Below are 25193 nucleotides of genomic sequence, written 5' to 3' on the forward strand. Positions count from 1 at the left end.
CCGGTCAGGGGGTGGGTGCGGTGGGGGGCTGGCCGCAGATGAAGTGGGGCTCCGGGTCGTAGCGCCAGGTGAAGCGTTCGCGGCGGATCTCCTTGCCGTCCTGCTTGAACACGCGGAACGCCTCCTGGGTGAAGCCCGGCAGGCCGTCGGTCGGGTTGCAGTCCGGTTCGCGCAGGTACGTGGTGGGCGGCTGGACGACCTTCGTGCGGGGACCGTACTCGGCGGTGACGTCCCAGCGTTTCGTGCCGTAAATGGTGACGGTGACCGACGTGTCGGTGGTGGCGGTGTCGATCAGGATGCCGGTCGGGGCGTCGTTGCGGAAGCGCAGGTCCAGGGACGGGTAGACGACGGTCGCCTCGATCACCGCGGGGTAGCGGTCGAAGTAGTACGTGTGCGGGCGGTGCTCCACGTCCTGCAGGCCGGCGTAGAACACGGCGTTGAACAGGGTGGTGGCGACCTGCGACACGCCACCGCCCGGGGAGTTCTTGATCTTGCCGTCCTCGATGCCGGGGGCGTCGACGTAGCCCTTGGCGTGGGTGCGCTGGCCGACGTGGCCGTTGAGGGAGAACGTCTGGCCGGGCAGGACCACGGCGCCGCGCAGGGCCTCGGCCATGGTGCGGATGTTGACCACCCGGGGCTGGCCGGCGACGAACTTCGTGGTGAACGTCGACACCTGCTCCCGGATGCCGAGGGCGCCGAGCTGCGCCGCGGACACCGCGGCCGGTTTGGCGGCGATGCCGACCTCGACCCGGCGCGGGGTCGCCGACGTGCGCAGCGCGGCCAGTATCGCCGGGGTGGCCCCGGCGAGGTCGGCCTGCTCGCCGTCGACCTGCGGTTTCACCACCGGGCGGCCGTCCTGCACGGTGAACGTCGCGTCGGTCGGGGCGAGCTCCACCTTGGCGAAGGCCGGCACCGCCTTGCGCAGCGCGGCCGTGTCCAGGGACGGCTGGATCAGCCCGTCGGCGTCGGACTCCAGTTTCAGGGCGGCCGCGATCGCCGTCGCCGGGACGGTGACGTCGCCGCGGGGGGTGACGACGACCAGCGGCGCGGCGACGGCGGGGGTCGCGAGCTCGGCGACGAGCCGGTCGACGTCGGCCTTGGTGCTGCGCGGCACGAGATCCACGACCGGGAAGTCGACGGTACCGCGGCGCAGCCAGCCGGCCTCCAGGATCGCGCCGACCCGGTGCCGGTCGATGCCGCGGCCGCTGACCGGGTACACGGCGACGGGTCGCTGCCGGTCGAAGCGGACCGCGGGCAGCACCGGCGCGTCGCCCTGGGCGCCGAGGTGGGTCATCAGCGCCTCGTACACGCGGGCCGCGTCGGCGCGCACGACCGGCTCGACGCTGATGCCGCCGTGCAGCCACGCGAACGGGCCCGGAGTGGCCCGTACGGCCCGCTCGACGGTCGCCGCGACGTCCAGGACCAGGCCGACGCCGGCGGGGTCGACGGTGGCGGCGGTCCCGCCGACGCGGACCGCGACCGGCGCGGCGACCCGCTCGCGCAGGCTGTCGCGCAGCAGCCGGACGGCGTCGGCGCGGGAGTGGCCGCCGAGGTCGACGCCGAGGACGTGCACGCCGCGGTCGACGTCGTGGGCGTACGTGCTGACCGCCGTGGCCACGGGCACCACGACCAGCAGCGTCACGGTCGCGGTCAGCCTGCGCCGGCGGCGGGCCCGGGCGCGCCGCACGATGGGCGGCACCACGGGGCGCTCCGGCGGCGCGGTGGGGGCCAGGCGGCGCAGTCGGGACAGCAGGTCCGTTGCCATACACCACAGCCTGCCCGATTTGTACCGTCTGTCTGGCTTGATCGGTCCCGATGTCCCCCAACGTGTCACTGTGATGGCGGCGCGTGCAGCGCGTATGCCGTTCTCGGGGCGGACCTGCCACCGGCAGCGACACTGATGGGCCTCGCTGGCAGGATGTACGGGTGCGGCAGTTCGGGACGTTGGCCATGCGGGTGCGCTCGCCGGAGGCGAGTGCCGCCCTGACGCATGCCGCCCGCCGCATCGGCCTGCCCGTGGCGCAGCTGCCGGGCGACCCGGCCGAGGTCACCGGGCTGCGCTCGGCCGACGGCGTCGCGTGGCGGGCGGCCGGCGGCTACCTCACCACGCTCATCGCCGGCGGCGTCGACATCCGCCTGCACGGCGCCGGGCCCAGCTGGTTCGCCGGGCTGCCCCGCGACGTCACCGGCCGCGACATCCGCCTGGTCAGCGTCGGCGAGGCCCCCGACCTCGTCGGCCCGCGGCCCGCCGTGGCGAAGCTCGCCGACGAGAAGCACCCGGCGTTCTCCGCCGCGTGGGTGCGCAACGCCGACGACCTGCGCAACCGGCTGCGCACCGCCCGGCTGCCCGCCGACAGCACGCTGATCATCATGGACCACTGGCTGGACCTCGCCTCGGAGTACCGGGTCTTCACCATCGGCCGCGAGCCGGTCGCCTGGTCGCCGTACGTGGTGGAGGGCGAGGAGTGGAGCCCGAGCCTGCGCCACCATCGCGCGTCGTGGCACGACGAGGCCGCCACGTTCGTCGCGCTGATGCTCGCCGACCTGCCGGCCGAGGACGTCCCGCCGACCGCGGTCATCGACGTCGGGCGCACCGACGCCGGCGACTTCGCCGTGCTCGAGGTCAACAACGTGTGGAGCTCCGGGCTGTACAGCTGCGACCCCGACGGCGTGCTGCGCGCCGTGCTCGCCGCCAACGACCCCGACTGCGCCCCGCGCTGGCGCTGGCAGCCCGCCCCGGCCCTCGGCGCCTGACACCGCCCCCGCGCCGCTGCTGTTACCGTCGGCGGCGTGGTGGATCTCGTGGGCCGGCTGCGGGTCGGGTTCCACTGGCGCGGCGGGCCCGAGCTGGCGTACGCGGACATCACCGAATGGTGGCGGGACCCGGTGGTGCTGCGGGACCTGCCGGCCGCCCTCGCCGCGCTCGTCCCCGGCACGCCGACGCTGGTGGCCGGGCCGGTGTCCCGGGGCAGCCTGATCGGGGCGCTGGTCGCGGCGCACCTCGGCGCCGGGCTGGTCGAGGTGCGCAAGAACGACCGGGTCGCGCTCGGGTCCGATCCGGCGTTCGTCCGCCGGTCGCTGCCACCGTCCTACCACGGCGGCGGCGGGACCATGAGCTTCCGGCGAGGGCTGGTGCGCCCCGGCGACCGGGTCGTGTGCGTGGACGACTGGATCGAGCACGGCACCCAGGCCGCCGCGACCCGCGAGATGGTCCTCGAGGCCGGCGGGGAGTTCCTCGGCACCGTCTGCGTCGTGGACGACATGGACGACGGCGACCCGCTGCGGTCGGCGCTCGGGGTCCGGGCGCTGCTGCGGGCCGCTGACCTGTGACCCGCCGCCCGGGAAAACCCGGTGACAGGTCCGGGACACTGAGATCATGACGCCGGACAACGTGCTGCTCGCCGGGATCGTCGGCTCGACCGCCTACGGACTGGCCGGTCCGGGCTCCGACATCGACCGCCTCGGCATGTACGCCGTGCCGACCGTCGCGCTGCACGGGCTGCGGCAGCCGGCCGAGTCGATCGTCTCCACGCACCCGGACGTGACGTTCCACGAGGCCCGCAAGTACTGCTCGCTCGCCCTCGGCGGCAACCCGACGGTGTCGGAGCTGCTGTGGCTGCCCGATGAGCTGTACGAGACCCGCACCGCCCTCGGCGAGGAGCTGATCGCGGTCCGCTCGTCGCTGCTGTCCGCCAAGCGCGTCCGCGACGCGTACCTCGGCTACGCCACCCAGCAGTTCCGCAAGCTGGAGTCCCGCGGCGACGGCTCGTTCTCCTCCGAGACCCGCCACCGCACCGCCAAGCACGCCCGGCACCTGCTGCGGCTGTGCTGGCAGGGGTACACCGCCTACACCACCGGCGTCATCCACATCCGCCTCGACGACCCGCAGCGCTTCCTGGACTTCGGCGAGCGGGTCGCCGGCGGCGACATCGACGCGGCCCGCCGGATGCTGGCCGACTACGAGGCCGCGTTCGACGCGACCCCCGGGGTGCTGCCGGCGGAGCCGGACGAGCGGGTCGCCGAGGACTGGCTGCGCCGCGTCCGTGCCGCGTTCCTGCCCGCGGCGTGACGCCCGGGGCGCACGTCGGGCGGCTCCCCCGGCGAGCTCAGCCGGGCGTCACTTCGCGTCGGCGGCGCCGGCGAGGCGCTGCAGCTGGCCGTGGTGCACGTCGCTGACCCATTCCCAGCCGGGTCTGGCCGACGGGCCGATCCGCGGGTCGGCGGCGTCCCGGCCGTCGCGCAGGGCGAGGACGTACGCCCGGTCCCGGTCGATGCGTGCGGCCACCTCGCCGGCGCCGCCGACGCCGCCGTGGCCGGGGACGACGACCCCGGCGCCGCCCGCCACGCGCTCCAGCAGCAGCAGCGCGTCGAGGTAGTCGTCGAACGGGTCGGCGGTGGCGTCCAGGCCGAACATCGGGATCAGCACGTCGGACAGCATGTCGCCGGCGACGAGCACCCCGCGGTCCTCGATCAGCAGCGCCGCGTGGCCCGGTGCGTGCGCCCGGTGCTCGACGATCCGCACCCGGGGGCCGTCCCACGGCACGTGCGTGGTCCCCGCGGGCAGGGCGGTGACCAGGCCGAACAGGTCCAGCGGGACGTGCTCGGCGATGCCCGTCGGCTCCAGGTGCTCGATGATCTCGGCCTTCGTCCCCGGGTCGGCCAGCTGGTCGCGGGCGCTGGCCGCGCAGCGGGCCGTGCCGTACCGCGGGGCCTCGCCGAGGCGGGGGTGCCACAGCAGGTGGTCCCAGTGCGGGTGCGTGGAGAAGCCCGCCACGACGGTGCGGCCCGAGCCGGCCAGGTCGTCGGCGAGGCAGGCCAGCTCGTGGTCCTGCACCCCGGGGTCGATGAGCAGCACGCCGTCCCGGCCGTGCACGACCACGGCGTTGCTCTGGCAGAACCCGCTCTCGTGGACCAACACGCCCTCCGCGACCTGCGTCAGCACGGCGACCCCTTCCGCTTGTGGTTTGCAACCGCTTCCGGCCGACGGTAAGGCCAGTGGTGGCAGATTGCAAGCACTCTGCAGGCGTGCCGGTCGGGTCCCCGGCGCCCGGGTCGTGGTGGTCGAGGGCTGGTGGTCAGCGCACGGCGGCGACCGCGGCGTCGGGGCCGCCGCGCCACAGCGTGCCGGCCTCGGTGAAGCCGGCCTCGCGCAGCGCCTCCAGGTGCCAGCCGACCGGCGGCAGGTGCTCGGCGCTGGCGCCCTTCGGGTGCACCACGGCCCGGCGCGCCATCAGCGGGCCGAGGACCGGGTCGGCCGCCGCCAGTTCCCACCAGCCCGTCCAGGTCGGCGCGGCGCCGGCCGCGTACCGGGCGTCGCGGCGCGCGTCGGCCAGCGCGACGAGCCGCCCGGTGAGGCCGGGCAGCAGCGGCTCGGGCATGTGGTCGGCGTTGACCAGCAGGCCGCCCGGGCGCAGGACGGTGCGCAGCTCGCCGTACAGCTCGCGGAGTCGCCCCGCCGGCAGCCAGTGCAGGGCCGTCGCGGTGAGGACCGCGTCGTAGTCGGGGTGCGGCAGGGCCTCGACCCAGGCGGGGTCGCGCAGGTCGGCGGTCACGACGGCGGCCCGCCCGGCGAGCGAGGCGCCGGCGACGCACAACAGCACCGGGTCCACGTCGAGGAGGGTGACCGTGGCGCCGGGCAGCCGGCGCAGGACCCGCAGCGCGATCGAGCCGGTGCCGCCGGCCAGGTCGAGCACCCGCGGCGCGGTGCCGGCGACGGCCTCGACGGCGTCGAGCATGGCGGCGATGCGGTGCTCGCGGTCCGGCATGAACGCCGACTGCTGCAGGTCCCAGCCTTCCTGCCACGCCCCCGGATCGGCAAGGTAAGGAGTCATACCTACCACGCTACTTACCCGTGGCATCGATGTCCAGCACTGCGCCGGCGACAGGAGCCTCAGCGGAAGGCGCGCCGGTACGCGGCCGGCGTGGTGTTGACCGCGGCACGGAAGCGGCGGCGCAGGTTGACCGCGGAGGACAGCCCGACGCGCCCGGCGATCGTCTCCACCGGCAGGTCGGTCTCCTCCAGCAGCGCCCGGGTGCTCGCGATGCGGCGGTCGAGCAGCCACCGCCCCGGTGAGATGCCGAGCTGCTCGTGGAAGTGGCGGTTGAGCGTCCGCGGCGACATGCCCGACCTCGCCGCGAGGACCGCCAGGGTGAGCGGCTGGTCGAGGTTCGCGGCGATCCAGTCCAGCAGCGGGGCGAGGGAGTCGGGGACGGGGCCGGTGGTCGGCAGCGCCGGGTACTGCCGCTGGTGGCCCTCGCGCTGCGGCGCGGCGGCGAACTGCCGGCCGATGCGCATCGCCAGCGCGGCACCGTGCTCGCGGCGGACCTGGTTGAGACACAGGTCGACGGTGGTGGCGGTGGCGCCGGCGGTCGCGACGTCGCCGTGGTCGACGTACAGGACGGTGCCGTCGGCGCGGACCTTCGGGTAGTGGCGGGCCAGCCAGCCGGTGATCTCCCAGTGCGCGGCGGCGGTGCGCCCGTCCAGCAGGCCCAGGTGCGCGGGGACGTGGATGCCGGCGCTGACCGCGACGATCCGGGCGCCACGGGTGTGCGCGGCCAGGACGGCGTCGCAGATGTCGTCGGTGAGGGCGGGCGCGGGGCACCAGCCGGCGATGAGGATCGTGCCGGCGTCGTCGAGGGCCTCCAGGCCGGCCTCGACGATGAGGTCGGCGCCCATCGTGGTGCGGATCGGGCCGGGCCGGGTCGCGCACAACCGGAACTCGTAGTGCCGCGGGATGTCGGGGCCGTGGTCGCCGAAGACCGCCGACGCGCACGTCACCGGGTACATCTCCTGGACCGGCCCGAGCAGTGCGACGACGCGGTGCGGCATGGCACGAATGTACCCAAGGATGTCGCCCGGACGCCTGTGCAGGTCCACCCGCCGCCTGAAGAATCAGTGATCATGGAGTGCTCCGGATGACCGCGGTCATCGCCCGGCGGCCGGACGGCGAGCTCGCGCCACGGCTCTGGACCAGGGATTTCACGTTCTACTTCGCGGCCCGCGTGGTATCGCTGCTGGGCGACGCGATGATGCCGGTCGCGGCGGCCCTGGCCGTCGGCGCCGTCTACGGCGTCTCCGGCGTGGGGTACGTTCTTGCCGTCTGGACCGCGCCGTTCGTGATGTTCATCGTCTTCGGCGGGGTGTTCTCCGACCGGGTCGGCGCCCGCGCCATGATGGTCGGCGCCGACGCGGTGCGCACCGTCACGCAGGGCGCGGTCGCCGTCGCGTTCTTCGCCGGCACCCCGCCGATGTGGCTGCTGCTGGCCGCGTCCGCGCTCGCCGGCCTCGCCGCCGCGATGTTCCAGCCGGGCGTCAACGGCATGGTGCCCCTGGTCGCGAAGGACCCGCAACGCGCCAACGGCACCCTGAAGATCGCCGACGCGGCGACGCAGCTGGGCGGGCCGGTCCTCGCGGGGCTGCTGATGACGCTGACCGGCGCGGGCGCGGTGTACCTGGTCGACGCCGGCACGTTCCTGGTCAGCGGCGCCTGCCTGGCACTGATCAGCCGGACCCCGGCGGCGGCGCCGCGCGCGGCGTCGACCGTGTTCGCGGACCTGCGCCGGGGCTGGGCGGAGTTCCGCTCCCGCAGCTGGATGTGGTCGGTGATCGTGGTCTGGGTCTTCTTCGGCCTGTTCGTGTTCGGCCCGTACATCCCCCTCGGGTCGCGGCTCATCGGGGAACGCCTCGGCGACGCCGCGTACGGCTGGACGATGGCCGGCCTCGGGTGCGGCACGGTGCTCGGCGGCCTCGTCGCCATCCGTTTCCGGCCGGCCCGTCCGCTCGCCGCGGGCGGCGTGGTGCTCATCGGCTTCGCCGCGATCCCGCTGTCGGTGGCCCTCGAACCACCCCTGCCCGTGCTCGTCGCGGGCCACCTGCTGGGCGGCGTCTCCTGGGCGTTCTGGTCGGTGATGTGGTCCACGAGCGTGCAGACGCTGGTGGCGCCGGAGGTGCTCAACCGGGTCACCGCGTACGAGGTCGCCGGCTCCGTCTCCGGCGTGGCCGTCGGTCAGGCCCTGGTCGGCCCCGCCGCGTCGGTGGTCGCGCCCCGGGACCTGCTGCTGCTGTCCACCGCGGTCACCGTGGCGGTGTGCGCGGCGGTGCTGCTCATCCGCCCGGTGCGCCGGCTGCGGCGGGCGTGAGGCCCGGGCTCTGCCGGCGCAGGGTGGACCCGTCGTGACGGTGGACCCGTCGTGACGGTCGGTGCCTACTCGAAGCGGCTGGGGTCCCCGGCGCCGACGCGCAGGATCTCGGGCTCGTCACCGGACAGGTCGACCACCGTGGTGGGCTCGACCCCGCACTCGCCGTCCACGACCGCGTCGACCTGGTGGTCGAGCAGCTCCTTGATCTCCCAGCCCTGCGTCATCGGCTCGTCCTGCCCGGGCAGCAGCAGCGTGCTGGACAGCAGTGGCTCGCCCAGCTCGGCGAGCAGCGCCTGGGTGACCGTGTGCTCCGGGATGCGCACGCCGACGGTGCGCTTCTTCGGGTGCAGCAGCCGGCGGGGCACCTCGGGGCTGGCCGGGAGGATGAACGTGTAGCTGCCCGGGGTCACCGCCTTGACCAGGCGGAACACCGAGTTGCTGATCTGCACGAACTGGCCCAGCTGCGCGAAGTCCCGGCACATCAACGTGAAATGGTGGCGGTCGTCGAGCTTGCGGATGTCCCGGATGCGGTCCAGACCCGGGCGGCTGCCGAGCTGGCAGCCCAGCGCGAAGCAGGAGTCCGTCGGGTAGGCGATCAGACCGTCGTCACGCAGCACCGTCACGATCTGCTGCAGCAGCCGCGGCTGCGGGTTGTCCGGGTGCACGTCGAGGAACCTGGCCACAGCGAAAGCGTACGCGCCGGGCCCGGACCGCCGGGGCTGGACCGCGGTCGATGACGCCTCGACCCGGCCCGGTGGCCCGACCGCAGCCAGGGAGCGATGCCATGCCCTCGCCGGCGTACGGCCCCAGGGGCACCGCCGGACCCGGTGCCGCCCCGGCCGGCACCGCACCCGCCACCCCGGTCCCGAGCCCGGCCGCCACCCATCGCCTTGCACCGACGACGGTCCCCCGGCCACCCACCCGACCCACCCGGATCCCGACCGAATCCGAACGCCGCGGTTCTCCGCACCCCCGCCGTCGCTTCGCCGTGCGGTCAGCGCTGGTCCGATGCGGTGCCGGTCCGGTTCGCTCGGTGGTGATGATGGTGGGCCGGGACCGGAACCATCACAACGGAACGCCGGTCGGATGTGTGACCCGGCGCCGATCGTGGTGTCGTGTCGGGCGGCAGGGTCGGCAACCGCTCCCGGGTCGAGTGCGCGATCGTCGGCTTGTCCGAAACGATCGGCCGGTGACGCCCGGGCCGCCGTGGCAGAGCCGGTCAGATGTGTGACTCGGCGCCGATGGTGGTGTCGGTGCCGTGGCCGGTGTGGACGACCGTGTCGGGCGGCAGGGTCAGCAGCCGCTGGCGGATCGAGCGCAGGATCGTGGGCTTGTCCGAGAACGATCGGCCGGTGGCGCCCGGGCCGCCCTGGAAGAGGGTGTCGCCGGTGAAGACGACGCCGAGGGTTGGGGCGGACAGGCAGACGGCGCCGGGGCTGTGGCCGGGGGTGTGCAGGACGGTCAGGTCGGTGCCGGCGACGGTGATGACCTGACCGTCCGCGAGGGTGGCCGAGGGTTCCAGGTCGGGGTGGCGCATGTGCCACAGCGGCAGATCCTCCGGGTGCAGCAGGATCGGCGCGCCGGTGCGCAGCGCCACCTCCGGGGCGGCGTCGATGTGGTCGTCGTGGCCGTGGGTGCAGACGATCGCCAGCAGGTGCCGGGAGCCGACGGCGTGCAGGATCGCGGTGGCGTCGTGGGCGGCGTCGATCACGACCGCCTCGGTGTCGTCGCCGACGATCCAGACGTTGTTGTCCACGTCGAACGTCTCGCCGTCCAGCGAGAACGTGCCCGACGTCACCAGTCGTTCGATACGCGCCATACGCCCCAGCTTAGAGACCTCGGCGCCGCTACAGTCCCGGGAACTTCCCGTTGCGGAACAGGTCGACGAAGATCTGGTGGTCGGCGCGGGCCCGGGCGCCGTAGGAGTGCGCGAAGTCGACCAGCGACGCCACGAACCCCTCCTCGTCGCGGGAGATCGCGGCGACGATCGCCTCCTCCGTGGAGAAGTTCACCAGGTCGTGGCTGGACTCGTCGTCGGCGACCGAGTGCATGCGGGCCGTCGCCCGGCCCAGGTAGTCCACCACGCCGGTCAGGTCGGCCAGCTCGTTGACGTCGCTCCAGTCCAGGTCCGCCGCGTACGGTGACACCTCCGCGACGACCTGCCCGACCCCGCGCAGCTCGGTGTAGCCGGCCCACGAGTCGGCGTGCGCCTGCAGGGCCCGCTGCGACTCGCTGGTGCGGTGCCCCTGGTGCTTGAAGTAGGCCTTCACCCGCGGGTCGGTGATCCAGCGGGACACCGCCGGCGTCTGGCCCTGCTTCATGTAGATGATGACGTCGTTCTCCAGGGCCTGGGTGTGGCCCTCGAGCAGCACGTTGTAGGAGGGCAGGCCGGCCGAGCCGATCCCGACGCCCTTGCGCATCACGACGTCCTTGATGGTGTACCGCGGCGAGCGGGTGCCGTCCCACGCCGGCAGCGTCGGCAGGTACGCCTCGAACGCGGCCTCGACCTCGGCCCGGGTCTGCGCGTCGACCGCGTACACGCCGTCGGTCATCGCGAAGCGGCGGTCGTAGTCCTCGATCACGGTCTGCTCGTCGAGCAGACCGACCCGGGTGTTCAGCCGGGCCCGCTGCAGCACGTCGCGCAGCACCCCGTCGGTGGTGTCGAGGGTCAGCGACCCGATCGCCTCCTCACCGCCGGCGGCGATGGCGCGCAGCTCCGTCGCGTACGTGCGGGCGTAGCCGGCGACCAGGTCACCGATCACGGTGTCGGACAGGGCCTTGGCGTAGCCGATCAGCGCGATGCTCGCCGCGAACCGCTTCAGGTCCCAGATGAACGGCCCGACGTACGCCTCGTCGAAGTCGTTGACGTTGAACACGAGGATGCCCTCGGAGTTCAGGTACGTGCCGAAGTTCTCCGCGTGCAGGTCGCCGTGGATCCACACGGCGGAGGTCTGCTCGTCGAGGAACGGGTCGGCGACGCCGTTGAGGTCGGCGTAGTAGACGCAGGCGCTGCCCCGGTAGAAGGCGAACGGGGTGGCGGCCATCTTGCGGAACTTGCGGCGGAACGCGGCCGGGTCCAGGGCCATCAGCTCGCCGAACTCGGTGACGAGTACGTCGACCAGCTGATCGGCCCGCTGCTGGGAGTCAACCATTGATCAACCGTAGGCACACCCGGGCGCCGGCGGACGCACAATGCCGCAATCACGACAGGCGCGAAGCGCACGTGGTTGATACCCTCGGCGCCCAACGGATCTCCCCCGCCCGAAGGACCCACGTGACCGCCCTGCTCGTCGTGCTCGTCGTGGTGCTGCTCGCCGCCGTCGTGGTGCTCGTGGTCGCCCTCACCCGGCGCCGCGGTCAGCAGCGGCCGGCGGCGCCGCAGGACCCGTTCCGGGACCGCGACGCGGACGTGCTGCGCGGCGACCCGCGCACCCTCACCGCCGGCGACACGGTCGAGATCCGGGGCCGGGCGTACACGGTCCGCGGCAGCCTGCACTACACGGAGCAGTCCTGGGGCTGGGCCGAGCACCTGCTCGACGACGCCGCCGGCGGCCCCAAGGTGTGGCTGTCGGTCGAGGAGGACCCGGACCTGGAGCTGGCGCTGTGGCACGAGGTGCCGTCGGCGACCGTGACCCCGGGCGCGCCGACGGTCGACTTCGACGGCCGCCGGTACACCAGGGACGAATCGGGCACGGCGAGATTCACCTCGACCGGCACGACCGGCCTCAACGCCACGGGCACCGCCAGGTACGCCGACTACGCGGCTCCCGACGGGGCGCTGCTGTCGTTCGAGTCCTACGCGGGGCCCGGCGAGCCCGACCGGTGGGAGGTCGGTCGCGGCGAGCGGCTGTCGCGCGCCGAGGTGCGCGTCTGGTCGCGGGGCGGCTGAGGTGCTCGTCACCCTCGACACGGCGTACACCGACACGACCGCCGCCGACCTGCGCTTCGCGCTCGGCCTGCCGCCGCAGCCGGCGCTGCGCACGATGACCGTCCGCCTGCCCGCCGGCGACGTCGAGTTGCGGCTGCTCGGCGCGTCGCACCAGATCCGGTTCGGCGCCGTCGACGAGACCCTGGCCTGCCTGCCCGCGGTCACCGCGCCGATGCCGGCCGTGTTCGAACGCCCCGGCTACCGGTTCGCCGCGACGGTCCGGCGGCTGGCGCCCGCCGCGTTCGAGGACGCCGTGTCGGACCTGCGCGACCGCGCCGGCGCCGGCGGGCACGTGCTGGCCGGCGCGTTCCCCGGCGACCGCAACGCCCTGACCGTCCTGGCCGCCCGGGCGGTCCCCGGCGGCGCCGAGTGGTGGACCGCGCACGCCTACCCCCAGACCGGCGAGCTGGTCATGACGGAGACGACAGTGATACGAGCATGAAGCGCATCTGGTACGTCCTGGCCGGCAGCCTCGCCGCGATCGGCCTGCTCATCGGCGGGTTCACCGCCTGCTCCGGCAACTTCTCCCCGACGTCGTACGTGGCCCGGCACTACACCCGCGCCGCGGCGCAGGACATCGGCACCGACGCCCGCGCCTACACCAGCGGCAAGTCCCCGACCCGGGTCGCGGACGAGATCACCCGCGCCTGGACCCCGGCCGGCCGGTACGCCGACGGCACCGGCGTCTACCTGCGCTACTCCAACGACTCCGTCGTGCTCAAACCGAACGGCACCGGCACGCTGATCCTGGTGGAGGGGCTGCGCACCGCGTACCGCCGCTACTCCGGCGTGGTCGGCAACGGCTGGATCGGCCGGGGCGACGGCAACAGCGGCCGCGGTGGCGGCCCCGGCTCCGGAAAGTAGACCGACATGCTCGATCTCGTCACCGACCTGGCGGTCACCCTCGGCTACGCCGCCGTCGGCATCGTCCTCATGGGGATCGGCGCCGTCCTCGTCGACCTCGCCACCCCCGGCTCCCTGCGGCATCTCATCTGGGACGAGCGCAACGCCAACGCCGCGATCCTGCTCGCCTCCAACCTCGTCGCCGTCGGCACCATCGCGACCACCGCGATCGTCGCCAGCGACGGCGACTTCCTGCGCGGCATCGGCTCCACCGCCGGCTACGGCTTCATCGGCCTGCTGGTCATGACCGTCGCGTTCGTGGTGCTGGACATGGCGACCCCCGGCAAGCTCGGCGAGCTGCTCGTGCACCCCGAGCCGCACCCGGCCGTGTGGATCAGCGCCGTGGTCCACCTGGCGGTCGGGGCCATCATCGCCGCGGCGATCCTCTGATGACCCGGCCGGAGGAGCCCGAGAAGCCGGCGTTCGCCCTTCCTGCGCCGGTACCGGAGGATCCGTCGCCGTCCGCGGGTGGCACCGCGCCCGCGTTCGCGGCGCCACCGGCGCCCGGTCAACCGGCCGCACCGGGCGACGCCGCCGGCCCGCCGCCGTTCGCCGTGCCCCCACCGCCGCCCGGCCACGGCCCGCCGCCGGCCCAGGGACCGGCCTACGGCCCGCCGCCCGGCTCCGCCCCACCGCCCGGCTATGGCCCGCCGCCGCCCGGTTACGGCCCGCCGCCCGGGGTGCAGCCCGCGTCGTCGCCGGGGGTCCAGCCGGTGCCGGCGCAGTTCGCGCCGACCTCGGGGGCGCCGGCGGTGGGCGTACCGCAGCAGCCGCCGACGACGAACGGCACACCCGCGGCGACCCGGTCGGGCGGGCTGCCCAAGGGCTGGCTGTGGGCCTTCCTCGCGCTCGCCGTCGTGGTCTGCGGCGTGTCGTGCTTCGGGGCCTTCGACACCTCCGGCACCACCGTCGACACCCCGGCCGCCGCCGACCAGCAGTCGGTCGTCGACGGGCTCGCCCGGGCCACCGCCGCGCACGGCATCTGCTACGGCTGGCGGCTGCAGAGCTCCGCCTCGACCGTGAACGTCGGCTCGAACCTCGGCGTCGGCAAGGCCGTCACCGACGACCCGGCGAAGTGCGCCAAGTACGTCGAGGTGCAGGGCAACGTCCGCTACTACCCGGACAGCAGCGAGTCGGAGGACACCGCGGCGTACAGCATCCGCAGCACCCTCGGCGACGGCGCGCGCCTCGACCCGGCCGCGTTCGACCGGCTCGGCGCCGGCACCAAACAGCTCCTGGACGACCCGGCGACCACGATCCTGGTCGCCGCCGACGCGCTGCCGCTGCTGACCCTGGAGGCCGGCCTCGCGCCGGCGCCGGTGCCGCCGCCGAGCGCCACCGGCAGCGTCGCGCCGGTCGCCACCGGCGGCAACGACTTCCTGCGCGACCGGTGGCCGCTGCTCGCGCTGTCCGGCGGGCTGCTGCTGGTGGCGGTCGGGGCGCTGTTCCTGGGCCGCCTGGTGTCCCGCCGCGCGGCGGCCGGCCCGCCGTCCGGTCCTGTGCCTGGTCCGGTGTCTGGTCCGGTGTCCGGTCCGCCGGCCGCCGGCTCGCCGTGAGCCGGTTCCGTCGCACGGCCGTGCTCGCGGCCGTGTTCGTCTGCGCGGCGTGCGGCCTGGTCTACGAGCTCGCCCTCGTGGCCCTCGGCAGCTACCTCATCGGCGACACCGCCGCGCAGGCGTCGATCGTGCTCGGCGTCATGGTCTTCGCCATGGGCATCGGCGCCCTGGCCGCCAAGCCGCTGCAGGGCCGGGCGCTGGTCGCGTTCGCCTGGATCGAGCTGCTCCTCGCGCTGCTCGGCGGGCTGTCGGTGCTCGCCCTCTACGCCGCGTTCGCGTGGCTGGACCTGTACGCCCCGGCCCTCGTCGCCGTCGCGCTCATCCTCGGCGCCCTCATCGGCGCCGAGATCCCGCTGCTCATGGTGCTGCTGCAACGCATCCGCCGGCAGGACGCGGGCAGCGCGGTGGCCGACCTGTTCGCCGCCGACTACGTCGGCGCCCTGCTCGGCGGGCTGGCGTTCCCGTTCCTGCTGCTGCCCGTCTTCGGCCAGCTCCGCGGCGCCCTCGTCGTCGGCGTGGTGAACGCCGTCATCGGCGTCGTCGTGGTGTTCGCCGTGTTCCGCCGCGACCTGAGCCGCCGCGCCGGCGCCGCGCTCACCGCCGGCGCTGTCACGGTCCTGGCTGTGCTCGGCGGCGCGTTCTGGGTGTCGGAGCCGTTCGAGGTGACCGCCCGCCAGCAGCTGTACGCCGACCCGGTGGTCTACTCCACCCACAGCCGCTACCAGGAGATCGTGCTCACCTCCTCGCTCGACGGTGCCGACGTGCGGCTCTTCCTCAACGGCGACCTGCAGTTCGCCTCGATCGACGAGTACCGCTACCACGAGGCCCTGGTCCACCCGGTGCTCGCCGGCCCGCACGGCAGCGTGCTCATCCTCGGCGGCGGCGACGGCCTCGCCCTGCGGGAGGTGCTGAAGTACCCGGACGTGCGCGCCGTGACCGAGGTGGAGCTGGACCCCGCGGTCATCGACCTGGCCCGCACCGACCCGCGGGTCCGCGCGCTCAACGCCGCCGCCTTCGACGACCCCCGCGTCCACCTGCTGAACCTCGACGCCTTCGCCTGGCTGCGCGACGGCCCGCCGCAGTTCGACGCGATCATCGTCGACATGCCCGACCCCGACGAGACCGCCACGGCGAAGCTGTACTCCGTCGAGTTCTACGCCATGGTCCGCCGCGCCCTCGCCCCCGGCGGCCGGGTCGTGGTGCAGTCCGGCTCGCCGTACTTCGCGCAGCGCTCGTACTGGTGCGTGGAGGCCTCGCTGCGCGAGGCGGGGTTCGCCACGTCGCCGTACCACGTCGACGTGCCGTCCTTCGGCGACTGGGGCTTCTTCCTCGCGGCCCCCGGCACCGCCCCGGCGCTCACGCTCCAGCCGCCCGCGCCGCTGCGCTTCCTCGACACCGACGTGCTGCGCGCCGCCACCGTCTTCCCCGCCGACCGCCGCCGCGTCCAGGTGCCACCGTCGACCCTGATGGACCCGCGCATCCTGCAGTACGCCCGCGAGGAGTGGAAGGGCTACTGACCGCTCAGCCCGTCCTGCCTCACCGGCCCGGCTGGCGCATCCACCACTCGGTGAACTCGCGGCACTGCCCGACCGTGTCGAGCCGGATCAGCCACAGGTTGCTGTACACCCGGTCCGGGTACACCGTCACCCCCTGCACGACGCTCAGGTCCGGCCCGACCGTCACCGGATGCCAGGTGAACGCCGTCTCGCCGGGCTCGTCCCGCCGGGCCAGCCACTGCCGCACGATCGCCGCCCGCCCCCGCCACGGCTCGTCGTACGGCGCCGGGTAGTACACCGCGTCCTGCGCGAACAGCCCGCCGATCTCCTCGCGGTCGTTGCTGTTCCACGCCCTCACGTAGCCCGACACCCAGTCGGTCACCGCCTCGAGGTCCGTCATCCCCTCTTCCTACCCCCTGCCCGCCCCGACCGCGATCCCGCACGGCCCCGGACCAGCGCGCCGTTCATGGCGCGGCTCGCGTCTAGCCGGCGGCGTCGAGGAGGTCGCGGGTCAGCAGGGGGTGCAGGGTGATGCCCTCGGCGGCGAGGGCCTCGGTGCCGCCCTCCTGACGGTCGATGACGCACACCGCGTGCTCGATGACGGCGCCCGCCTGGCGCAGCTCGGCGGCGGAGATGGCGATCTGCCCGCCCGAGGTGACCACGTCCTCGACGAGCAGGACCCGGCGGCCGGCGAGGTCGGTGCCCTCGGCGAGGCGGCGGGTGCCGTACGGCTTGGCGGCCTTGCGCACGAACGCGCACGGCAGCCCCGCGTGCCGGGCCAGGGCGACGACGACGGCGATACCGCCCATCTCCAGGCCGGCGAGGACCTCGGTGCCGGCGGGCACGAGCGGGGCGAGCCCGGCACCGACGGCGTCGAGCAGGACCGGGTCCGCCTCGAACTGGTACTTGTCGAAGTACTCGGTCGCGGTCCTGCCCGAGCGCAGGACGAACGAACCGCTCAGGCGGCACCGGGCGGCGATGGCCGCGGCGAGGTCAACGGTCTCCACGGACGTGCATCATCCCATTCACGGGGACAGACAACGGCGGCAGGTGCTGCCATGATGTGCCGCGTGATACGCCTCTATGGACTGCTCTTCCTCATCGACCTGGTGATGCTGGTCGTGGCGCTCATCGACTGCCTCTCCAGCGACGAGGACCGGGTGCGCAACCTGCCGAAGGTCGCGTGGGTGTTCATCATCCTGCTGTTCTCCCCCGTCGGATGGATCGCCTGGTACGTCGCCGGCCGTCCCCAGGCGGTCCGCGCCGGCGGCACGTGGCGGCCCGGTGGCGGCTTCCCCGAGCGGGAGCGCCCGCGGCCCGTGGCACCGGACGACGACCCGGAGTTCCTGCGCCAGATCGCCCGGTCCCGCCGCGACGACGAGGACATGTTCAGCCGGTGGGAGGCGGACCTGCGCCGCCGCGAGGAGGAGCTGCGCCGCCGCGAGGAGGAACGCCCGCAGTAGGCCCCCGCCCGGCGGGCAGCCGGGCCGAAACCAAAGGGTCAGGCCGAAACCAAAGGGTCAGGCCGAGACCGGGGTCAGGCCAGGCCGGCGGCGAGGCGGGCGCGCAGCCACGGCAGCATCACGGCGGCCTGGTCCTGCTGGAACCGGCGCAGCGTGGGCAGGCCGGGCGGGTCGGGCTCCCGGCCGCGGTCGGTGAACAACGCCGCCAGCCCCGCGATCACCGCCGTCACGTCGGCCGGGTCCGGCTCGAAGACGTCCAGGAGGGTGTCGGACGGGGCGCCACCGTACAGGCGGACGTTGAGCAGCAACGACAGCGTGTCGAACCACGGCACGCCCACCGCCGCGCCCGGCCAGTCGACGACCATGACCGAGCCGTCGGGCCGGATCAGCAGGTTGTCGGCGCGGATGTCCACGTGCACGAGCCGGTCGCCGGCGAGCGCCGTGACGCCGCGGTCGGCGAGCTCGACGAGCAGGTCCAGGTTGGACGCCGCCCACGGGTCGAGGGCGGCGGGCGGGTCGGCCGCCAGCCGCCGCCAGCCGCCGAAGCTGTCCGCCAGCAGCGACGGCAGCGACGGCAGCCCGGACACCGGGACCGGCAGGCGGCGCAGCGCGTCGAGGACCGCCGCCAGCTCGTCGTCCTGCCACGGTACGTGCGGCTGCCGGCCCTCCACGTCGGCGAACACCAGCGCCACCCACGTGCCGTCGTCGTGGAACCCGAGCAGCCGCGGCGCGGGCACGTCGGCCGGCAGCATCGCGGTGACCCTGGCCTCGGTGCGGTGCAGCTGCACGCTGTGCGCGTTCTGCGCGGCGCTGACCGCCTTCACGAACGCCCGGGATCCGTCGGCCAGCAGGACCCGGTCGGCGGTGCCGGGCGAGAACCCACCGGGCTGCGACACGGCCCGCACCACCGGGCCGCCCAGGATGGCGGTGACCGCCGCGTGCACCGTCGACGGCAGGTCGTCCCAGCCGATGCGTACCCCGGAAGCCTGCACCATCGCACGATCCTCGCACTCCCGGCCGTGCCTGCGCGAGAACCCGATCGTGGGCTGCTAGCATTCCGGGCGTCGTACAGGTGATCGGGGAAAGCGGGCGGACGGTGGACCGCGACGAAGGCACGCAGCGTCAGGGCCTCGGCCCGGTGCTCACCGTGCCGAACCTGATCAGTTTCGCCCGTCTGCTGGGTGTTCCGCTCTTCCTGTACCTCTTCCTCGCCACCGACGCCACCGGCTGGGCGATCGCCGTGCTCGTCGTCGGCGGGCTCAGCGACTGGGTCGACGGCTTCGCCGCCCGGCGCCTCAAGCAGGTCAGCCGCCTCGGCGAGCTGCTCGACCCGCTCGCCGACCGGCTGTACATCCTGGCCACCCTGTTCGCGCTGACGTTCAAGGACGTCGTGCCCTGGTGGTTCACGATCGCGCTGCTGGCCCGCGAGGCGGTCATGGTGCTGTGCCTGGTCGTGCTGCGCGTCCTCGGCCACGGCCCGCCGCCGGTGCACTACGTCGGCAAGACCGCGACCGCGGTGCTGCTCATGGGCTTCCCGATGATGCTGCTGGCGAAGTTCAGCGAGGCCGCCCGCCCGTGGGCGCTGCCGAGCGGCTGGGCGCTGCTGTGGTGGGGCATCGTCCTGTACTGGGTCGCCGCCGTCTTCTACTTCATCCAGGCCGCGATCCACGTGCGGGCCGGCCGGCTGCAAGCCTCCGACGCCTCGTGACCTTCGCTCGCCGCGACGACCTGCTCGGCGACCTGTTCCGCACGCCGCTCGACCCCGGCTACGCGCAGGCCGCCGCCCGCCGCGCGGCGACCGGCGAACCCCCACCCCGGTGGGGCCGGGCCGCCCGCGCGGTGACCCTCACCGCCGTCGGGTTCCTGCTCGCCGTGGCGTACCACCAGGCGGTCGCCGAGGCGCCGTCGGCGAGCCGGGCCCGCGACGACCTGGTCGCCGACGTCCGCTCCCGGCAGCGCACCGCCGAGGACCTGCAACGCCGGGTCGACGCGCTGCGCGCCCAGGTCGACCAGGCCCGCGACGACGCCCTCGCCGACGCGTCCGGCGCCGCGCGGCTGCGCGGCCTCGCGGCCCGCGCCGGCACCGGCAAGGTCACCGGCGACGGGGTCGTGGTCCGCGTGGCCGACGCGCCCCCGCAGGTCGACCCGGTCACCGGCAAGACCGCCGAGGAGAACCTCGGCATCGTGCTGGACCGCGACCTGCAGGACGTCGCCAACGGCCTGTTCCAGGCCGGCGCCGAGGCCATCGCCGTCAACGGCCAGCGCCTCACCGCCACCAGCACCATCCGCGCCGCGGGCGGCGTGATCCTGGTCGACTTCAGGCCGGTCACCAGCCCGTACGAGGTCGCCGCCATCGGCCCGTCCGACCTCACCGACCGCTTCTCCGCCTCCGCCACGGCCAAGCGCTTCCGCCGGTACGTCGACAACTACCGGATGCAGTTCGCCGTGAAGGCCCGCAAGGCCCTGGTCCTGGCCGCCGCCCCAGAACCGCCCCTGCGCTACGCCCACCCGCCGGCCCCGTCCCCCTCGGTCCCGGCCTCACCCTCACCCTCAGGAGGTCGCCGGTGATCGCGGTCATCGCGCTCGCCATCGGGGTCGCGGCGGGGATCTTCCTCGAGCCGACCGTGCCGCTGGGCCTGCAGCCGTACCTGCCGATCGCCGTCGTGGCCGCCCTGGACGCCGTCTTCGGCGGCGTGCGGGCCAAGCTCGACGGCATCTTCGACGACAAGCAGTTCGTCGTGTCGTTCGTGTCCAACGTGCTGGTCGCCGCCCTCATCGTGTACCTGGGCGACCAGCTCGGCGTCGGCGGCCAACTCTCCACCGGCGTCGTGGTCGTCCTGGGCGTGCGGATCTTCAGCAACGCCGCCGCCATCCGCCGCCACCTGTTCCGGGCATGACCGCCACGCCCGCCCCGGACCGGGACCCCGCGGCGTCGAACGACGGCAAGGACGCCCGCCGGCGCCCGCCGTCGCCTCGCCCCGTCCGTCAGGCGGGACCGTCCAGCCCGGTTCCCTCAGAGCAATCCCCCGGACCCAGACCCCAGGCCGGACCATCGAGCCAACTCCCCTCGGAGCAACTCCCTGGGCCCAGCCCTCAGGCGGGACCGTCGAGCCCGGTTCCCTCGGAGCAATCCCCCGGACCCAGCCCTCAGGCGGGATCATCAAGCCCGGTTCCCTCGGAGCAATCCCCCGGACCCAGACCCCAGGCGGGACCGTCCAGCCCGGTTCCCTCGGAGCAATCCCCCGGACCCAGACCCCAGGCCGGACCATCGAGCCCGGTTCCCTCAGAACAGCTCCCTGCACACATTCCCCAAACGGGCGACATTTCCGAAATGTCGGGCAAGGAAGGGGGCCGACACGTGGTGCATTCCGAAGGCGACGACGCTGGCATGACCGGTGAGGCAGGGCACGGGGCCACCCCCGCGACGCCCGGCGCGGCAGACGACGACGCTGGCACGACCGGTCAGGCCAGACACGAGGCCACCCCCGCCACGCCCGGCGCGGCAGACCCGGCCACCACCGCGGCGGCCGGCAGGGCGGGTGAGTCCGGCGCTCCCGGCGACACCACCCCCGCGGGTGACGGGGTCACCATGGCGGGCCCCGGCGCGGATGAGGCAGCCACCCCGACCGGCAGCGTGGGTGACCGGGTCGGCCACGACGGCAGCGACGGCAACAGCGACAGTGACCTGGCCACAGCCGGGGCCGGCAGGACCACGCGGGCGGGGTGGCTGCGGGGTGGGACGGGGATGGTGATCGCGCTGCTCGTCGGGTTGCTCGGGTTCGCCATCTCGGTGCAGTTCAAGGCGAGCAACTCCGACGCCGGGCTGGCGGCCGCCCGGCCGGAGGACCTGGTGCGCATCCTGTCCGACCTGGACGCGCAGCAGGACCGGCTGCGGCGGGAGATCGGGGACCTGGAGGAGACGCGGCGGCAGCTGGACTCGGGGGCGCAGGGGCGCGACGCAGCCCTGGCGGAGGCCCGCAAGCGCGCCGACGAGCTGGGGATCCTGGCCGGGACGTTGCCGGCGGAGGGGCCCGGGCTGTCGATCGAGATCACACCCGGGACGGAGAAGGTCAAGGCGGAGGTGATCCTGGACGCGGTCGAGGAGCTGCGGGGCGCCGGGGCCGAGGCGATGCAGATCAACGGGCACGACGGCGGCACGGTGCGGGTCGTCGCGTCGACGTATTTCGTGGACGGTGACAACGACCGGCTGGTGGTCGCCGGGCTGAGTCTCGCCGCACCCTATACGATCATGGTCATCGGCGGACCGGACACCATGCGCACGGCGCTGAACATCCCCGGAGGGGTGGTGGACAGCGTGCGGCAGCACGGCGGTACGGTTCTGGTGCGTGCAGCGGATCCGGTGCGCGTGACCGCGTTGCACACCGCCGGTGAGTTGCAGTACGCAAAACCCGCCTGACGACTAAGGACCGACGTGATTCCCGAGGATCTGCGCTACACGGCGGAGCACGAGTGGCTCGCACCGGCCGAGGCCGGCGCCTTCAAGGTCGGCATCACCCACTTCGCACAGGAGGCGCTGGGCGACATCGTCTTCGTGCAGCTGCCCGAGGTCGGTGCGAAGGTCCAGGCCGGTGACGCGTTCGGTGAGGTCGAGTCGACCAAGAGCGTGTCCGAGATCTACGCGCCCGTGTCGGGTGAGGTCGTCGCGGTCAACGCGGCCCTCGACGCCACTCCCGAGGTGCTCAACTCCGACCCGTATGGGGACGGCTGGCTGGTCGAGCTCAAGGCCGACGACCCGGCGGCGGTCGACGCGCTGCTGGACGCCGCGGCGTACCGGGAGCTGACGGAAAACAGCTGAGCCGCGACAATACGGCTCACCGACATCGGCTGATCCGCGAATCGGCCGATTGAGCACGGCAAAGCGGAAACGCGAGCAGCACGAGAAGACAACGTCCGACGACCCGCGACAGGAATTGCGGCAATACGGTGCCGCGCGTCTGGTTGACCCGTGATTTCGGGCGTGACTAGGCTCGCTCAGTCAACCGTATGCATCGGCCTGTCGCATCGGAGGACACCCGAGAAGACGACCGTGAGGTGGTTCCATGACGCGCCCAGACGACGAGTTCCCCCCGCTCGACGTCACGTCCACGCTCAACCTTGGCGCCATTGAGGATGCCATCGCCGGGCCGGACGACGACGTGGTCCCCACCCGCGTGTCGGGTTCACTCCCGCCGGGCACGGCCCTGCTGGCCGTGCGCCGCGGGCCCAACGCCGGCGCGCGCTTCCTGCTCGACCACGACGTGACGACCAGCGGCCGTCACCCCGACAGTGACATCTTCCTCGACGACGTCACCGTGTCCCGGCGCCACGCCGAGTTCCACCGCGAGGGTGGCACGTTCACGGTCCGCGACGTGGGCAGCCTCAACGGCACCTATGTCAACCGTGAGCGGGTCGAGGCCGCCACCCTCAGCAACGGCGACGAGGTCCAGATCGGCAAGTTCCGCCTCGTGTTCGTGGCAGGACCGCGCCCCGACGAGAGCTGAGGCGATGACGGGGGCGACGGCAGCCGCCTGGGACACACCGCAGGACCGCGACGGGCACGACCGTGGCGGTCCTCCTGGCGCTGCCCGCGGGGAGCGCCTGATGAGCATCGGTGAGGTGCTCGCGCAGCTGCGCGCCGACTTCCCCGATGTGACGATCTCGAAGCTGCGGTTCCTGGAGACCGAGGGTCTGGTGGAGCCCCGCCGGACCCCGGCCGGGTACCGCAAGTACACCTGGACCGACATCGCCCGGCTGCGGTACGTGCTGACCGCCCAGCGCGACCAGTACCTGCCGCTGCGGGTGATCCGTGAGCACCTGGCCACGATGGGTGACCCGCTCACGGACGTGTCGCAGGCGGTGCCGGTCGAGGCGCCCGTGGAGATCCGGCTCACCCGCGACGAGCTGCTGGACAAGGCCGGGCTCGGCGACGCCACGCTGCGCGCCCTGGAGGAGTACGGCCTGCTGCGGGCCCGGCCGGGCGGGGGCTACGACGCCGACGCCCTGGAGGTCGCCACGGCGGCGGCGCGGCTGGCTGAGTTCGGCGTCGAGCCGCGCCACCTGCGCGCCTACCGGGCCGCCGCGGACCGCGAGGTCGGCCTGTTCAGCCAGCTGGTGTCGCCGATGACCCGGCACAGCAACCCGGCGGCGCGGGCCCGGGCGGCCGACACGGTGCACGAGCTGGCGGCGCTGACCCAGCGGGTGCATGCCGCGCTGGTACGTGCCGGTCTGCGGGAGATCCTGGGCAAATGACCGCTCCGGGGACCCTCCCCGGCACCCTCGACCGGAGCGATCTTCGCCACTGAGCGCACTTGTGCGGTGGCGCGAGTGGCACGACCGCCCCTGTGCCCGTGTACCGTGCAGGGAGTGGCAAGTCGACACGGAGGCGGGCAGTGCGAGAGCTGAATGTGGTCGGTGTACGCGTGGAGCTGCCTACCAATCAGCCCATCGTGTTGCTCAAGGAGGTCGACGGCGACCGCTACCTGCCGATCTGGATCGGTGCGGTGGAGGCGACCGCGATCGCCTACGAGCAGCAGGGGGTCAAGCCTGCCCGGCCGCTGACCCACGACCTGATGCGCGACATGCTGGCGGCGCTCAAGGCCCCGCTGAAGGCGGTCGAGATCGTCGAGATGCGGGACAACATCTTCTACGCCGAGCTCGTCATCGGCGACAACGTGCGGGTCTCCGCCCGGCCGAGTGACTCGATCGCCCTGGCGCTGCGCGTCGGCGCACCCATCCGCTGCGCGGACCAGGTGCTCACCGAGGCCGCGATCGTCATCCCGGACGAGCAGGAGGACGAGGTGGAGAAGTTCCGCGAGTTCCTGGAGCAGGTTCGCCCGGAGGACTTCGCCGGGTAGGTTCGGCACTGTGGCCACCCGCCGCCTCCGGTACCGGACGGCGAATCAGGACAAACGGTCACAGTGGCGACGCGCGGAAAATTCGGCGCACCGACACGCGGCGTGTCGCGGCGTTACCTCCACGCAGACCCTCAAGGTGCGCTATAGGGTTGCCGTGTTGACGCTGGAGGTGGGTCGCAATGCAACAGCCGCCCGATCCCGGGATACCCGGTCATGCTGCTGACACGGTTTCGGTGAGCGCTTTCGCCAAGTCCGACGACGTCGGCTACCGCGGTCCGACCGCCTGCCACGCCGCCGGGATCAGCTACCGGCAGCTCGACTACTGGGCCCGCACCGGGCTGGTCGTGCCGAGCGTGCGCGACGCGGCCGGCTCCGGCAGCCAGCGGCTCTACTCGTTCCGCGACATCGTCGTGCTCAAGGTGGTCAAGCGCCTCCTCGACGCCGGCGTCTCGCTGCAGAACATCCGCAAGGCGATCGACACCCTGCGCTCCCGCGGCGTCGCCGACCTGGCCGGCATCACCCTGATCTCCGACGGCACCACCGTCTACGAGTGCCGCTCCCCCGAGGAGGTCGTCGACCTGCTCCAGGGCGGTCAGGGCGTGTTCGGCATCGCGATCTCCGGCGCGTTCAAGGAGATCGAGGGCACCCTGTCGCACCTGCCGGCCGAGGCGGCCACCCCCGCCGAGGAGGCCCCCACGGCCACCGACGAGTTCGCCGCCACCGGCGGCGACGAGCTGGCGATGCGCCGGGCCCGCCGCCGCGCCGGCTGACGTCCCACCACCGCGACCACCACGCCGGTCGACCAACCCCCACGGTCGGCCGGCGTTTCCGTGCCCGGCGGCATGGCAGGAAAG

30 protein-coding genes are annotated in these 25193 nt (G+C 73.7%); 20 read left to right on the forward strand and 10 right to left on the reverse strand.

All coding sequences use genetic code 11. The annotated features are described in order from the left end of the window. Positions 1-4: 4 nt before the first annotated feature. Positions 5-1765: a VanW family protein gene (locus OP18_RS11655; protein WP_052386558.1), complete on the reverse strand. Its 1761-nt coding sequence runs from the start codon at positions 1763-1765 to the stop codon at positions 5-7. Between the two features lie 161 nt (positions 1766-1926). On the opposite strand from OP18_RS11655, the gene OP18_RS11660 reads away from it, so the two are divergent. Genes OP18_RS11660 through OP18_RS11670 form a run of 3 tightly spaced genes read left to right on the forward strand, consistent with a single transcriptional unit; the run spans position 1927 to position 4069 of the window. After that, complete coding sequence (locus OP18_RS11660) at positions 1927-2754, forward strand: ATP-grasp domain-containing protein (protein WP_033358802.1); 828 nt, start codon at positions 1927-1929, stop codon at positions 2752-2754. A 36-nt stretch (positions 2755-2790) separates the two neighbouring features. Then, positions 2791-3330: an adenine phosphoribosyltransferase gene (locus OP18_RS11665; protein WP_211273504.1), complete on the forward strand. Its 540-nt coding sequence runs from the start codon at positions 2791-2793 to the stop codon at positions 3328-3330. 46 nt (positions 3331-3376) lie between these two features. After that, positions 3377-4069 (forward strand): nucleotidyltransferase domain-containing protein, encoded by a 693-nt coding sequence (locus OP18_RS11670; RefSeq protein ID WP_033358804.1) that lies wholly within the window; start codon positions 3377-3379, stop codon positions 4067-4069. Positions 4070-4117: 48 nt separating this feature from the next. Here the strand turns inward: OP18_RS11670 and OP18_RS11675 are convergent, their stop codons facing one another. The 3 genes from OP18_RS11675 to OP18_RS11685 form a co-directional block, all read right to left on the reverse strand. After that, the gene (locus tag OP18_RS11675; RefSeq protein WP_033358805.1) at positions 4118-4942 is read right to left on the reverse strand and encodes an MBL fold metallo-hydrolase; all 825 of its coding nucleotides are present in this window, start codon (positions 4940-4942) and stop codon (positions 4118-4120) included. Between the two features lie 133 nt (positions 4943-5075). After that, complete coding sequence (locus OP18_RS11680) at positions 5076-5831, reverse strand: class I SAM-dependent methyltransferase (protein WP_033358806.1); 756 nt, start codon at positions 5829-5831, stop codon at positions 5076-5078. A 59-nt stretch (positions 5832-5890) separates the two neighbouring features. Next, positions 5891-6829 carry a GlxA family transcriptional regulator gene (locus OP18_RS11685; RefSeq protein WP_033358807.1) on the reverse strand — a complete coding sequence of 313 codons (939 nt, stop codon included), beginning with the start codon at positions 6827-6829 and terminating at the stop codon, positions 5891-5893. Positions 6830-6915: 86 nt separating this feature from the next. On the opposite strand from OP18_RS11685, the gene OP18_RS11690 reads away from it, so the two are divergent. After that, positions 6916-8139 (forward strand): MFS transporter, encoded by a 1224-nt coding sequence (locus tag OP18_RS11690; protein WP_052386559.1) that lies wholly within the window; start codon positions 6916-6918, stop codon positions 8137-8139. A gap of 65 nt (positions 8140-8204) precedes the next feature. On the opposite strand, the gene OP18_RS11695 is transcribed toward OP18_RS11690, so the two are convergent. The 3 genes from OP18_RS11695 to OP18_RS11705 form a co-directional block, all read right to left on the reverse strand. Continuing rightward, entirely contained in the window at positions 8205-8822 is a 618-nt protein-coding gene (locus tag OP18_RS11695; RefSeq protein ID WP_033358808.1) for an L-threonylcarbamoyladenylate synthase, read from the reverse strand. A gap of 536 nt (positions 8823-9358) precedes the next feature. After that, on the reverse strand, positions 9359-9958 hold the full coding sequence (locus OP18_RS11700) for an MBL fold metallo-hydrolase (RefSeq protein WP_033358809.1): 600 nt from the start codon (positions 9956-9958) through the stop codon (positions 9359-9361). 28 nt (positions 9959-9986) lie between these two features. Next, positions 9987-11291, reverse strand: coding sequence for a DUF2252 domain-containing protein (locus OP18_RS11705; protein WP_033358810.1), 1305 nt, complete (start codon positions 11289-11291; stop codon positions 9987-9989). A gap of 122 nt (positions 11292-11413) precedes the next feature. On the opposite strand from OP18_RS11705, the gene OP18_RS11710 reads away from it, so the two are divergent. The 6 genes from OP18_RS11710 to OP18_RS11735 are packed head-to-tail and all read left to right on the forward strand — an operon-like array spanning position 11414 to position 16043. Then, positions 11414-12028, forward strand: coding sequence for a DUF4178 domain-containing protein (locus OP18_RS11710; protein ID WP_052386560.1), 615 nt, complete (start codon positions 11414-11416; stop codon positions 12026-12028). A gap of 1 nt (position 12029) precedes the next feature. Continuing rightward, a complete protein-coding gene (locus OP18_RS11715; RefSeq protein ID WP_033358811.1) occupies positions 12030-12509 on the forward strand; it encodes a DUF2617 family protein in 480 nt (159 codons plus the stop codon). Further along, complete coding sequence (locus OP18_RS11720; protein ID WP_033358812.1) at positions 12506-12931, forward strand: DUF4247 domain-containing protein; 426 nt, start codon at positions 12506-12508, stop codon at positions 12929-12931. Before OP18_RS11715 ends, OP18_RS11720 begins: the two co-directional genes overlap by 4 nt. A 6-nt stretch (positions 12932-12937) precedes the next feature. Beyond that, the gene (locus OP18_RS11725) at positions 12938-13360 is read left to right on the forward strand and encodes a DUF350 domain-containing protein (protein ID WP_033358813.1); all 423 of its coding nucleotides are present in this window, start codon (positions 12938-12940) and stop codon (positions 13358-13360) included. Then, on the forward strand, positions 13360-14526 hold the full coding sequence (locus OP18_RS52310; RefSeq protein ID WP_052386561.1) for a hypothetical protein: 1167 nt from the start codon (positions 13360-13362) through the stop codon (positions 14524-14526). The genes OP18_RS11725 and OP18_RS52310 overlap by 1 nt, the downstream gene beginning before the upstream one ends. Continuing rightward, a complete protein-coding gene (locus tag OP18_RS11735; RefSeq protein ID WP_033358814.1) occupies positions 14523-16043 on the forward strand; it encodes a polyamine aminopropyltransferase in 1521 nt (506 codons plus the stop codon). The genes OP18_RS52310 and OP18_RS11735 overlap by 4 nt, the downstream gene beginning before the upstream one ends. Positions 16044-16062: 19 nt before the next feature. Here OP18_RS11735 and OP18_RS11740 read toward each other — a convergent pair whose 3' ends face one another. Both OP18_RS11740 and OP18_RS11745 read right to left on the reverse strand, forming a co-directional pair. Beyond that, the gene (locus tag OP18_RS11740; RefSeq protein ID WP_033358815.1) at positions 16063-16422 is read right to left on the reverse strand and encodes a YybH family protein; all 360 of its coding nucleotides are present in this window, start codon (positions 16420-16422) and stop codon (positions 16063-16065) included. A gap of 82 nt (positions 16423-16504) precedes the next feature. Further along, positions 16505-17029: an orotate phosphoribosyltransferase gene (locus OP18_RS11745; protein WP_033358816.1), complete on the reverse strand. Its 525-nt coding sequence runs from the start codon at positions 17027-17029 to the stop codon at positions 16505-16507. A 63-nt stretch (positions 17030-17092) separates the two neighbouring features. Here OP18_RS11745 and OP18_RS11750 point away from each other — a divergent pair, with 63 nt between their 5' ends. Continuing rightward, entirely contained in the window at positions 17093-17485 is a 393-nt protein-coding gene (locus tag OP18_RS11750) for a PLD nuclease N-terminal domain-containing protein (protein ID WP_033358817.1), read from the forward strand. 74 nt (positions 17486-17559) lie between these two features. Here the strand turns inward: OP18_RS11750 and OP18_RS11755 are convergent, their stop codons facing one another. Beyond that, positions 17560-18480 (reverse strand): phosphotransferase family protein, encoded by a 921-nt coding sequence (locus OP18_RS11755; protein ID WP_033358818.1) that lies wholly within the window; start codon positions 18478-18480, stop codon positions 17560-17562. 101 nt (positions 18481-18581) lie between these two features. Between OP18_RS11755 and clsA the strand changes: the two genes are divergently transcribed. From clsA to OP18_RS11800, 9 genes are all read left to right on the forward strand, one after another. Continuing rightward, positions 18582-19193, forward strand: a complete 612-nt coding sequence (clsA, locus tag OP18_RS11760; protein WP_033358819.1) for a cardiolipin synthase ClsA — start codon at positions 18582-18584, stop codon at positions 19191-19193. Beyond that, on the forward strand, positions 19190-20053 hold the full coding sequence (locus tag OP18_RS11765) for a DUF881 domain-containing protein (RefSeq protein ID WP_052386562.1): 864 nt from the start codon (positions 19190-19192) through the stop codon (positions 20051-20053). Before clsA ends, OP18_RS11765 begins: the two co-directional genes overlap by 4 nt. Further along, positions 20050-20382, forward strand: a complete 333-nt coding sequence (locus OP18_RS11770) for a small basic family protein (protein WP_033358820.1) — start codon at positions 20050-20052, stop codon at positions 20380-20382. Before OP18_RS11765 ends, OP18_RS11770 begins: the two co-directional genes overlap by 4 nt. A 491-nt stretch (positions 20383-20873) precedes the next feature. Beyond that, positions 20874-21902, forward strand: a complete 1029-nt coding sequence (locus OP18_RS11775) for a DUF881 domain-containing protein (RefSeq protein WP_052386563.1) — start codon at positions 20874-20876, stop codon at positions 21900-21902. Positions 21903-21917: 15 nt separating this feature from the next. Continuing rightward, positions 21918-22301: a glycine cleavage system protein GcvH gene (gene gcvH, locus OP18_RS11780; protein ID WP_033358821.1), complete on the forward strand. Its 384-nt coding sequence runs from the start codon at positions 21918-21920 to the stop codon at positions 22299-22301. A gap of 244 nt (positions 22302-22545) precedes the next feature. Next, a complete protein-coding gene (gene odhI / locus OP18_RS11785) occupies positions 22546-22986 on the forward strand; it encodes an oxoglutarate dehydrogenase inhibitor Odhl (protein ID WP_033358822.1) in 441 nt (146 codons plus the stop codon). Between the two features lie 100 nt (positions 22987-23086). Continuing rightward, positions 23087-23734 carry a transcriptional regulator FtsR gene (gene ftsR / locus OP18_RS11790; RefSeq protein ID WP_033358823.1) on the forward strand — a complete coding sequence of 216 codons (648 nt, stop codon included), beginning with the start codon at positions 23087-23089 and terminating at the stop codon, positions 23732-23734. Between the two features lie 140 nt (positions 23735-23874). Further along, positions 23875-24339 (forward strand): bifunctional nuclease family protein, encoded by a 465-nt coding sequence (locus OP18_RS11795; protein ID WP_033358824.1) that lies wholly within the window; start codon positions 23875-23877, stop codon positions 24337-24339. A gap of 179 nt (positions 24340-24518) precedes the next feature. Beyond that, positions 24519-25109: a MerR family transcriptional regulator gene (locus tag OP18_RS11800; protein ID WP_033358825.1), complete on the forward strand. Its 591-nt coding sequence runs from the start codon at positions 24519-24521 to the stop codon at positions 25107-25109. Positions 25110-25193 lie beyond the last annotated feature (84 nt).

The sequence above is a fragment of the Dactylosporangium aurantiacum genome, from assembly GCF_000716715.1.
In the GTDB taxonomy this organism is placed as follows: domain Bacteria; phylum Actinomycetota; class Actinomycetes; order Mycobacteriales; family Micromonosporaceae; genus Dactylosporangium; species Dactylosporangium aurantiacum.

What these genes read in the sequence shown, in the direction of transcription:
- OP18_RS11655 (WP_052386558.1), bottom strand. Translation starts at nt 1,765, where the DNA reads ATGGCAACGGACCTGCTGTCCCGACTGCGCCGCCTGGCCCCCACCGCG.
- OP18_RS11670 (WP_033358804.1), top strand. Translation starts at nt 3,377, where the DNA reads ATGACGCCGGACAACGTGCTGCTCGCCGGGATCGTCGGCTCGACCGCC.
- OP18_RS11680 (WP_033358806.1), bottom strand. Translation starts at nt 5,831, where the DNA reads ATGACTCCTTACCTTGCCGATCCGGGGGCGTGGCAGGAAGGCTGGGAC.
- OP18_RS11685 (WP_033358807.1), bottom strand. Translation starts at nt 6,829, where the DNA reads ATGCCGCACCGCGTCGTCGCACTGCTCGGGCCGGTCCAGGAGATGTAC.
- OP18_RS11690 (WP_052386559.1), top strand. Translation starts at nt 6,916, where the DNA reads ATGACCGCGGTCATCGCCCGGCGGCCGGACGGCGAGCTCGCGCCACGG.
- OP18_RS11700 (WP_033358809.1), bottom strand. Translation starts at nt 9,958, where the DNA reads ATGGCGCGTATCGAACGACTGGTGACGTCGGGCACGTTCTCGCTGGAC.
- OP18_RS11705 (WP_033358810.1), bottom strand. Translation starts at nt 11,291, where the DNA reads ATGGTTGACTCCCAGCAGCGGGCCGATCAGCTGGTCGACGTACTCGTC.
- OP18_RS11720 (WP_033358812.1), top strand. Translation starts at nt 12,506, where the DNA reads ATGAAGCGCATCTGGTACGTCCTGGCCGGCAGCCTCGCCGCGATCGGC.
- OP18_RS11725 (WP_033358813.1), top strand. Translation starts at nt 12,938, where the DNA reads ATGCTCGATCTCGTCACCGACCTGGCGGTCACCCTCGGCTACGCCGCC.
- OP18_RS52310 (WP_052386561.1), top strand. Translation starts at nt 13,360, where the DNA reads ATGACCCGGCCGGAGGAGCCCGAGAAGCCGGCGTTCGCCCTTCCTGCG.
- OP18_RS11740 (WP_033358815.1), bottom strand. Translation starts at nt 16,422, where the DNA reads ATGACGGACCTCGAGGCGGTGACCGACTGGGTGTCGGGCTACGTGAGG.
- OP18_RS11755 (WP_033358818.1), bottom strand. Translation starts at nt 18,480, where the DNA reads ATGGTGCAGGCTTCCGGGGTACGCATCGGCTGGGACGACCTGCCGTCG.
- OP18_RS11775 (WP_052386563.1), top strand. Translation starts at nt 20,874, where the DNA reads ATGACCGGTGAGGCAGGGCACGGGGCCACCCCCGCGACGCCCGGCGCG.
- odhI (WP_033358822.1), top strand. Translation starts at nt 22,546, where the DNA reads ATGACGCGCCCAGACGACGAGTTCCCCCCGCTCGACGTCACGTCCACG.
- ftsR (WP_033358823.1), top strand. Translation starts at nt 23,087, where the DNA reads ATGAGCATCGGTGAGGTGCTCGCGCAGCTGCGCGCCGACTTCCCCGAT.
- OP18_RS11800 (WP_033358825.1), top strand. Translation starts at nt 24,519, where the DNA reads ATGCAACAGCCGCCCGATCCCGGGATACCCGGTCATGCTGCTGACACG.